At 71.0% G+C, this 9,715-nt stretch carries 10 protein-coding genes; all 10 read left to right on the top strand.

Going from position 1 to position 9,715, the window contains the following annotated elements:
• The first annotated feature begins 169 nt into the window (after positions 1 to 169).
• The gene (locus AB0O67_RS34340) at positions 170 to 574 is read left to right on the top strand and encodes a nitroreductase family deazaflavin-dependent oxidoreductase (RefSeq protein ID WP_365458992.1); all 405 of its coding nucleotides are present in this window, start codon (positions 170 to 172) and stop codon (positions 572 to 574) included.
• Entirely contained in the window at positions 571 to 1,161 is a 591-nt protein-coding gene (locus tag AB0O67_RS34335) for an NAD(P)H-dependent oxidoreductase (protein WP_365458989.1), read from the top strand. Before AB0O67_RS34340 ends, AB0O67_RS34335 begins: the two co-directional genes overlap by 4 nt.
• Before the next feature lie 67 nt (positions 1,162 to 1,228).
• Positions 1,229 to 2,533 (top strand): cation:proton antiporter, encoded by a 1,305-nt coding sequence (locus AB0O67_RS34330; protein ID WP_365458986.1) that lies wholly within the window; start codon positions 1,229 to 1,231, stop codon positions 2,531 to 2,533.
• Between the two features lie 143 nt (positions 2,534 to 2,676).
• Positions 2,677 to 3,336 (top strand): hemerythrin domain-containing protein, encoded by a 660-nt coding sequence (locus tag AB0O67_RS34325; protein ID WP_365458983.1) that lies wholly within the window; start codon positions 2,677 to 2,679, stop codon positions 3,334 to 3,336.
• 92 nt (positions 3,337 to 3,428) lie between these two features.
• Positions 3,429 to 4,901 (top strand): MFS transporter, encoded by a 1,473-nt coding sequence (locus AB0O67_RS34320; protein WP_365458980.1) that lies wholly within the window; start codon positions 3,429 to 3,431, stop codon positions 4,899 to 4,901.
• A gap of 86 nt (positions 4,902 to 4,987) precedes the next feature.
• Entirely contained in the window at positions 4,988 to 6,052 is a 1,065-nt protein-coding gene (locus AB0O67_RS34315) for a methyltransferase (RefSeq protein ID WP_365458977.1), read from the top strand.
• Between the two features lie 71 nt (positions 6,053 to 6,123).
• Complete coding sequence (locus tag AB0O67_RS34310; RefSeq protein ID WP_365458974.1) at positions 6,124 to 7,155, top strand: MarR family winged helix-turn-helix transcriptional regulator; 1,032 nt, start codon at positions 6,124 to 6,126, stop codon at positions 7,153 to 7,155.
• 125 nt (positions 7,156 to 7,280) lie between these two features.
• Positions 7,281 to 8,993, top strand: a complete 1,713-nt coding sequence (locus AB0O67_RS34305; RefSeq protein WP_365458971.1) for an FAD-dependent monooxygenase — start codon at positions 7,281 to 7,283, stop codon at positions 8,991 to 8,993.
• 42 nt (positions 8,994 to 9,035) lie between these two features.
• Positions 9,036 to 9,611, top strand: coding sequence for a flavin reductase family protein (locus AB0O67_RS34300; protein ID WP_365458968.1), 576 nt, complete (start codon positions 9,036 to 9,038; stop codon positions 9,609 to 9,611).
• A 1-nt stretch (position 9,612) separates the two neighbouring features.
• Positions 9,613 to 9,715: biotin carboxylase N-terminal domain-containing protein (locus AB0O67_RS34295; RefSeq protein WP_365458995.1), on the top strand; the 103-nt coding region annotated here is incomplete at its 3' end.

The following is a 9,715-nucleotide window of genomic DNA, read 5'->3' as shown; positions in this document are numbered from 1 at the left end:
CTCGCGGGGCGGCCCCCTGCCGCCGGCGGGCGCGACGGGGGCCCCCGGCGCGGGCACGCCGGCCGCCGCACCCCCCCCCGGCTTCGGGACGGGCGCCCGCCGTCGGTGGACGGCGCGGCGCCCGTCCGGCGTTCAGAGGCAACCGACAGCTCAAAGGGAGGGAAGATCCGTGCCGATCGACAGGAAAGTGGCCCGATTCAACCGGAAGTTCGCCAATCATCTGGTGGGCCCGCTGTTCAGCCGGCTGCCGGGGTTCGGGAAGGTGCACCACCGCGGCCGCAAGTCGGGGCGCGAGTTCGCCACCCCGGTGAAGCTGTTCCGGCGCGGCGAGGACGTCATCATCACACTGCCGTACGGGCCGGGCTCCGACTGGGTCAAGAACGTGCTGGCGGCGGGCGGTTGCGAGATCACCACCCGGGGCCGGCGGGTCCAGGTCACCAACCCGGTCGTCTTCACCGACGACGGCACCACCAAGATGCCGGCCCTGACCCGCCGCATCCTCTCCCGGGTCGACGCCAAGGAGTTCCTGGCGCTGACGCCGGTGACCGCGCCGACATCGGCGGTACGGCGATGAGCACGTCCGGCCTGGTGACGCGTCCGATGCGGGTCACGCTGCTCGTGGGCTCGGCCCGGGAGGGACGGCTCGCGCCGGACGTCGCGGGCTGGTTCGCACGGGTGGCCTCGCGCCGCGACGACCTGGTGCTGGACGTCGTCGACGTGGCCGAGCACCTGCTGCCCGCGAGCCTCGAAGCGGACGATCCGACGGCGGCGGCCCTGCGCCCCCGGCTGACCGGCGCCGAGGCCTACGTCGTGGTCGTGCCGGAGTACAACCGCAGCGTGCCCGGCCCGCTGAAGACCCTGATCGACAGCTTCCAGTCCGAGTGGCAGGCCAAGCCGGTCGGCTTCGTCGGCTACGGGCTCGGCTCGGCCGGCGGGGTGCGCGCGATCGAGCATCTGCGGCAGATCTTCGCCGAGTTCCACTGCGTGGGGATGAAGGACATCGTCACCTTCCCCAGGATTCTCGAACACTACGACGCCGAAGGCCGCTTCCCCGCCGACCCCGAGGGCGCGGAATCCGCCGTCAAGCTCATGCTCGACCAGCTGCTGTGGTGGGCCCGCGCGCTGCGCGAGGCGAAGGCGGCACGCCCGTACGCCTCCTGACGAACCGTCGGTGACGCCGGACACCCGCGCGCTTTCCCTTCCCCGAACCCTCCTCAGGAGACGTGTGATGGCCGCTGTTCCCGATCCCCTCCCCGATCTGCTGATAGCCGTGCCCGCGGTGATCCTGGCCTGCCGGGCCGGTGCCCAGCTCGTGCGGCGGCTCGGGCAACCGCCCGTGGTGGGCGAGATCGTCGTGGGGATCCTGTTCGGTCCCTCGCTGCTGGGCTGGCTGTGGCCCGGCGCGCAGGCCTGGCTCTTCCCGGAGTCCGCCCTGTCCTACATCGGCGTGCTGGGCAACGTCGGGCTGCTCGCCTTCATGTTCCTGGTCGGGCTGGAACTGGATCTGAAGGCGCTGCGCGGACACAGCCGTACGGCGGTGGCCGTCTCGCAGGCCAGCATCGCCGTTCCGTTGCTGCTGGGCACACTGCTGGCCTTCGGCATGTACGACACGTTCGCCCCCGCCGGCGCCGACAAGCCGGCGTTCGTGCTGTTCATCGCGGTGTCGATGAGCATCACGGCCTTCCCCGTCCTCGCCCGGATCCTCACCGACCGGGGCCTGTACCGGAGCCGGGTGGGGGCGCTGGCCATGGCGTGCGCGGCGGTGGACGACGTGACCGCCTGGTGCCTGCTGGCGGCCGTGGTCGCGGTGACGAGGAGCGGCTCGCCGATGGAGGCGCTCACCGCCGCCGCCTTCACCCTGGCGTTCACGCTGGCCATGTTCTACGTCGTGCGCCCGCTGCTGCGCCGGTGGGCGGGGCGGGCCGAGCGCAAGTACGCCGACGGCGTGGTGCTGGTCGTGATGTTCAGCGGGCTGTGCCTGAGCGCGTACGTCACCGACGAGATCGGTGTGCACGCGCTGTTCGGCGCGTTCCTGTTCGGCGTGATCACCCCGCGGGGCCGGCGGAAGATCGAGGCCTCCGCGGCCCGGCTGCGGGCGTTCGCCGTGCCGGTGCTGCTGCCGCTGTTCTTCGTGTCCACCGGCCTGAGGACCGATGTGTCGCTGTTGGGCGGCGACTCGGCGCAGTGGTTGTGGGCGGGCGCCGTGCTCGTCGTCGCCGTCGTCGGCAAGTGGGGCGGCGGCTCGGTCGCGGCCCGGCTCGCGGGCCAGCGCTGGCGCGACGCGATGTCCATCGGCGCGCTGATGAACTGCCGCGGCCTGACCGAACTGGTGGTGCTGAACATCGGCCTCGGCCTCGGCGTCATCGGCCCCGACCTGTTCACGATCCTCGTGCTGATGGCGCTGGTCACCACGGCCGCGACCTCGCCGGCGCTGAGCGGGATCCGCCGCGGCATGGGGGATCTGGATCCGGCCGAGGACCCGTCCAGAACCGGACAGGAAGAGCCGGTCCTGGAGTCCGCCGGAACCCGCTGAAACCGCTACTGACCTGCTCTTTCCACCTTTGCTTGGGTGGTAGATGGTTGGGTAGTTGTTAGTTGGGTGCATTGATGGATAAGTAAGTTGACGATACTCTCGCGGTACGGCAACGCAGCAGTGAGGCACTGAGGGAGACAGTGATGAGCCAGCAGTTCAAGAACCTCGACATGACGATGATGTTCGCCATCCACGACGCCCTCCGGCGCGAGCTGGAGCGGATCGCGCGGATCACTGCCCGGGTCGACGAGGACCCCCGCCATGTGCTGAGCACCGCGGTGGGCTGGGAGCTGTTCAAGAAGTTCCTGACCATCCACCACACGTCCGAGGACGTCACCGTGTGGCCCGTGATGCAGCAGGCGCTGGCCGGCAAGCCCGACGAGCTGGCCCTGCTGGACGCCATGGAGGCCGAGCACGCGGTCATCGACCCGCTGCTCGCCGACATCGACGCGGCTCTCGCCGACCGCGACTCCGGGCTCGAGCGCCTCGGCGGCCTGACCGACGCCCTCTGCACGCAGCTCGGCGGTCACCTCGACCACGAGGAGCGGGACGCGCTCCAGCTGATGGACATCACCATGAGCGCGGAGCAGTGGGCCACCTTCAGCGCCGAGCAGCGCACCCGCGTCGGCGACGACTCGCGGTACTACCTGCCCTGGCTGCTCGACGACATGACCGCCGCCAAGCTCGCCGGAATCCTCGGCAAGATGCCCGAGCCGCTGCGCAACGCCTACGAGACCGAATGGCGCGCCGCCTACGAGGCGCTGGACATCTGGGGCACCCGGGCCGGCTCCGCCGCCCGCTGACACCGGCCCCCACGTCCGGGGGTGCCTCCGCTTCCCCGCATCCCCGGGCTCCCGTCGTACCACCCTCAACCCAGAGACATCGGAGAGAGCTCATGTCGCTGCAAGACCGCACCCAGGCCGTCCCCAGGGCCGCGGCACCGCCGCAGAAGGACGGCAAGCTCGGCCTCGCGCTGCTGGTCATCGCCGCAGCACAGCTGATGCTCGTCCTGGACAACACGATCGTGGCGGTCGCCCTGCCGAGCATGCAGAGCGCCCTCGGCCTCAGTGAGGCCGGCCTCGGCTGGGTCGTCACCGCCTACGCCCTCGCCTTCGGCGGACTGCTGCTGGCCGGAGGCCGCGCCGGTGACCTGTTCGGCCGCCGGCTGGTCTTCCGGATCGGGCTGATCATCTTCACCGCCGCCTCCCTGCTCGGCGGCCTGGCCACCACCGGCGGACTGCTGATCACCGCCCGGCTGCTGCAGGGTCTGGGCGCCGCGATCGCCGCACCCACCGCGCTGTCCCTGCTGGCCACCACCTTCCCGGCGGGCCCGGCCCGCAACAAGGCGCTCGGTGTGTACGGCGCGATGGGCGGCCTCGGCTCGGTCGTCGGCCTGCTGCTCGGCGGCGCGCTGACCGAGTACCTGAACTGGCGCTGGGTGATGTTCGTCAACATCCCGATCGCCCTCGCCGTCCTGGTCGGCACCGGTGTCCTGGTCGAGGGCGGCCGCGAGCGCGGCAAGGTCGACGTGCCGGGTGCCTTCGCCGCCACCTTCGGCTTCGGCGCCCTGGTCTACGGCATCACCCGCGCCGGTGAGGAGGGCCTCGACGAGGCCACCACGCTGATCTCCCTCGGTGTCGCGGTGGTCCTGCTGATCGCCTTCGTCGCGATCCAGCGCACCGCGCGGGCGCCGATGATCCCCGGCGGTGTGCTGGCCGACAAGGGCCGCGTCGGCGCCAACGTGGTGATGTTCCTGGTCGGCGCGGGCATGCTCGCCACCTTCTACTTCCTGACCCTCTACATGCAGCTGGTCAAGGGCTACGACCCGATGATCACCGGCGTCGCCTACCTGCCGTACGCGGTGGGCATGCTGCTGGCCGCCGGCGCCATCGGCCCGCAGCTGCTGGCCCGGCTGTCCGAGCGCACCGTGATCTCCGTCGGTCTGACCGTCGGCATCCTCGGCATGGTCTGGTTCAGCCTGCTGGCCCCGGACCAGAACCCCTGGGTCGCGCTGCTGCCCGCGCAGCTGGTCTCCGGTCTCGGCCTCGGCATGGTCTTCGTCGCCGTCACCATCATCAGCGTCCGCGGGGTCGCGCCGCAGGAGACCGGTGCCGCGTCCGGCCTGGTCAACACCGCGCAGCAGATCGGTGGCGCGATCGGCCTCGCCGCGCTGGCCGCGGCGGCGACCGTGATCACGCAGAACGAGTCCGAGCCCACCACGTCCGACGCCCTGACCACCGGCTACTCGTACGGCTTCCTGCTCGGTGGCGCCCTCTACCTGCTGGCCCTGCTGACGGCGCTGCTCACCGCGCCGAAGTCGGCACCCCAGCCGCAGCAGGACGGGGCCCAGCCCCCCGTCGCGCTGTGACCCGCCCCGGCGGCCCCGCCTCTTCCCCCGCGGCGGGGCCGCCGGACCCCTCCCCCCACACATACAGCCCGGAAAGAGGCGCCGAGATGCCCCAGCCCTCGCGGAACCCCCAGGCCGAGCAGCCCACGTCGAACAGTGGTCCGGAGAATCGTTCCCTCGCCGTGTGGGAGCTCGCCGACCTCGTCACCCCCATGGCCGTACGCCTGGCCGCCACCTACCGGGTCGCCGACCACATCGCGGCCGGCCGGACCACCGCCGACGCCATCGCCCGGGCCGAGCACCTGCACGCCGGGGCGCTGGAGCGGGTCCTGCGCCACCTCGTCACCGTCGGGATCCTCACCCTGAGCGGCGGGAGGTACGGACTGACCGGCGTCGGGGAGCAGTTGCGCGCCGGCCACCCCGGCGGCCAGCACCGGCTCGTCGACCTCGACGGCGCCCTCGGCCGCGGCGACCTCAGCCTCGTCGAACTGGCGCACGTCGTGCGCACCGGCGAGCCCGCCTACCCCGTCCGCTACGGCGTGCCGTACTGGGAGGACCTGGCCGCCGACCGGGCGCTGGCCGAGTCCTTCGACTCGATCATGGCCGACAACCTGGCCCGGGACGTGCCCTCGGTCGCCGCCGCGTACGACTGGTCCGCGCTGGGCCACGTCTACGACCTCGGCGGCGGGAGCGGTGTCCTGCTCGGCGGCCTGCTCGCGGCCCACCCGGCGCTGCGCGGCACGGTCGTCGACCTCAAGGCCACCGCCGCCCGCGCGGCGGACCACTTCCGGGCGCTCGGCCTGGAGGGCCGGGCCGACGTCGTCGACGGCAGCTTCTTCGACGAGCTGCCCGCCGGCGGCGGGGGCTACATCCTCTCCTCCGTCCTGCACAACTGGTCCGACGAGGACGCCCTGCGCATCCTGGGCCGCTGCGCCGACGCGGTCACCGACGGCGGCCGGGTCCTGGTCATCGAGGAGACCGGCGAGAACCCCGAGACGGCCATGGACCTGAGGATGCTCGCCTACTTCGCCGGCGTGGAGCGCGGCGTCGGCGAACTCGTCCGCCTCGCCGCCCGGGCGGGCCTGAAGCCGGCCGGCGTCTTCGAGGCCGGCAGCCAGGCGGCCGGTGTCCGGACGGTGCTGGAACTCGTCCGGGAGGACGTCACCCCCTGAATTCCCAGACCGCGGTGCACCCGAGGGGACGGCGGGTGCACCGCACTTATACTCGGGCAGGAGGTGCTGTTTTGCGGCGTGCACGCGACGAGGTCCAGGAACCGGCGAGCCCGGTGAGTCCGACGGCTCCCCTCACCAGGACCGAGGAGACCGCCGAGGTCCCGGGGGCCCTCCCGGAGTCGCTCGCGGGCTATGTCAGCTACCTCCTGCGCCGGGTTCACGCGCAGTTCTCCGCCACCCCCGACGGCACCGACGCCGACTCCCGGGACTTCCTCGTCCTCGACGCCCTCACCGGCCAGGACTGGGCCTCCCAGCTCGACCTCGCCGAGCGGCTCGGCATCAATCGCACGATCATGGTCCAGGTCATCGACCGCCTGGAGGCCCGCGGCGAGGTCCAGCGCACCCGCAACCCCGACAACCGGCGCCAGTACGTGCTGTCCCTGACCGACCGCGGCCGCACCGCCCTGGGCTCCATGCGCCGGGCCGTCGCCCAGCGGGACGCGCACCTGACCGCCGCCCTCACCCGTGAGGAGACCGCCCGGCTCGACGAACTGCTCGCCCGGCTGCTGCCCGAGTCGGCGCAGCCGCTGGTGCAGGGCACCGAGTACCTGGTGGCGCAGGCCCACTTCCGGCTGCGCCGGCACGGCGACGACAAGCTCACCGGCACCGGCCTGCGGGTCCGCCACTACGGCCCCCTGTCCGCGCTCGTCGCCTCCGGACCCTGCTCCCAGCAGCGGCTCGCGGAGTTCCTCGCCATCACCGGGCCGGCCGCCTCGCAGCTCGTCGACGAACTCGTCAAGCAGGGGCTCGTCCGCCGCGGCCGCGACGCCCACGACCGGCGCCGCTACGCCCTGGAGGTCACCGACGACGGCCGGGAGAAGCTCGCCGTCATCACCGCGGCCGTGCACGAACTCGCGCACGACGTGGCCGCCATGCTCGGCCCCGGCGGCGAGGACGAACTGCGGGCACTGCTGCTGAAACTGCTGGAGGCTGCGGAGAATCCCGACGGGCGATCCGGCGGGCATTCCGAGGGGCAATCCGGCGGGAATTCCGGAAGCGATCTTTCCGTAAACACCAAGTCGACCGTTCCGGCCAGGGGTTGACCCTCTGGCCAAAACCTGTCACGCTTAATTCAGCGGTTACCTCACGCCTTTTTCCACGGCTCTTCATTCTTCGAATGAAGGGCCTTTTTTCATGCGGTATTCCGCCCCGAAGAAGGAGACAGTTCATGGTCACGAAGATGACCGAAGGCGCGACGGAATCGGCCCCCATACCGGAGGAGATGACGTTCGACGTCGTCGTTCTGGGGTCGGGCCTGGCCGGCTCCGTGACCGGCGCGATCCTGGCCAAGCACGGTGCGCGGGTCCTGCTGGTCGACGCGACCGCCCACCCGCGCTTCGCCGTCGGCGAGTCCATGACCCCGCAGCTCGTCGAGTGGATCCACATCCTCTCCGAGCGGCACGACATCCCCGAGCTGAAGAGCCTGTCCAGCGTCCAGGCGTCCACCCGTGACATCGGCCCGACCTTCGGCACCAAGGCGCACTTCGGCTTCATCAAGCACGAGGTGGGCCAGGAGCCCGACCCGCGGGCGGCCACCCAGCTGGCGCTGCCCAAGATCTTCCACCAGAACAGCCACATGCACCGCCAGGACAGCGACTCGTTCATGTTCCACGTGGCGATCAAGTACGGCTGCACACCCCGGCAGAACTGGCGCGCGAGCGAGGTCGACTTCGACGACGACGGCGTGACCGTGACCGGTCGGAGCGCCGCGCCGAACGCCCAGCCCGAGCGGTACCGGGCCAAGTACCTGGTGGACGCCTCCGGCTTCCGCTCGCCGCTCGCCGACAAGTTCGACCTGCGGGAGAAGCCGGCCCGGTTCAAGCACCACAGCCGCTCGATGTTCACGCACTACGTCGGCATCAAGCGGTTCGACGACGTCAGCGGCCACCCCAAGGACCTGCGTCCGCCGGCCGACTGGCACACCGGCACCCTGCACCACATGATCGAGCGCGGCTGGTTCTGGATCATCCCGTTCGACAACCACGAGAAGTCCCGCAACCCGCTGTGCAGTGTCGGCCTGACCGTGGACGAGCGCACCTACCCCAAGCCCAAGGACCTCACCCCGGAGCAGGAGTTCCAGCTCTGGCTCGACAAGTACCCGGCGGTCAAGCGCCAGTTCGACGGCGCGACCCGGGTGCGTGAGTGGGTGTCCACGGACCGGCTCCAGTACTCCTCGAAGCAGACCATCGGCGACCGCTGGTGCCTGATGTCGCACGCGGCCGGCTTCATCGACGCGCTGTACTCCCGCGGGCTGTCCAACACCTTCGAGGTGGTCGACGCGCTGACCTCCCGACTGCTGGTCGCGCTGAAGGACGGCGACTTCTCCGCCGAGCGCTTCGAGTACGTCGAGCGGCTGGAGCAGGGCCTGCTCCAGTACAACGACGAACTGGTCAACAGCTCCTTCATCGCCTTCTCGCACTTCCGCCTCTGGAACGCGGTGTTCCGGGTTTGGGGCTCCTTCATCACCCCCGGCACCATGCGGCTCACCCGGGCCCGGCTGAACCACGCCCGCGACGGCCGCAAGGAGCACTTCGAGGAGCTGGAGCAGGTCCCGTACCCGGGTCTGTGGTGGCCGCAGTCCGACTCCTTCAAGCGGATCCTCGACACCACCGCCGAGGCCTGCGAGAAGTACGAGGCGGGCGCGATCACCGGCGACGAGGCCGCCGACATCATCTTCGAGACCTTGCGTGACTCACCCATCGTCAACCCGGTCTTCGGCTGGAAGGACGAGAAGCAGCGCTTCATCTACCCGTCGGTGCCGACGATGGCCCGCTTCTTGTTCTGGGCGTCGGTGCAGGCCCCTTCGGAGATGAACGATGTCGGCCGGGAGTTCCTGCTCGGCATCGTCAAGGCCGGCTCCAAGGTTCGCAAGCTTCTCTGACCCGCGCGGCACACCCACGACACCCCCATGAAAGGGATGAGCATGTCCGCAGCAGCGCGGTCGCTGACCCGCACCCCTGAGCGAAAGCCCATCGAGCCGCTGAGTCTGCGCCGCGTGTGCGGCTTGTTCACGACCGGCGTCACGGTGGTCTCCACCGGGCCGAGCGGCCGGGCCGAGGGCACCACCGTGAACTCCTTCACCTCGGTCTCGCTGGACCCCCCGCTCGTACTGTTCTGCCTGCACAAGCAGTCCCGGCTGCACGACCTGCTCCAGGAGAGCGGCGGCTTCACCGTCAACTTCCTGTCCGGGCAGCAGCAGCCGCTGGCCCGCTACTTCGCCGAGAAGCGGCCCGACGCGTTCTCGGGAGTCCCGCACCACTTCACCGGGGACGGGCTGCCCGCGCTCAGTGAGGCGCTGGCCTACATCGCCTGCACTACCGTCGACGTGCACGCGGCCGGCGACCACGACATCGTCATCGGCGAGGTCGTGGAGCTGGGCGTCCCCCAGCACGGCCGGGAACCGCTGATCTTCTTCGACGGATCGCTGGGTCCGCTGGAGACCGGGGCCGGCCGGTTCACCCGGGCCGGCGAGCCGCCGGCAGCGGCCCGGGTGTCCTGACATGCGCCGGGTGCTCATCGCCAACCGTGGCGAAATCGCTGTCCGCGTGGCCCGGGCCTGTCGGGACGCCGGGATCGCGAGCGTGGCCGTCTACGCCGAACCGG

The organism is Streptomyces sp. NPDC086077, from assembly GCF_040686175.1.
Classification (GTDB): Bacteria; Actinomycetota; Actinomycetes; order Streptomycetales; family Streptomycetaceae; genus Streptomyces.
Note: the sequence above shows the minus strand (reverse complement) of the source record. Positions and strands in the feature narration are given on the sequence as shown.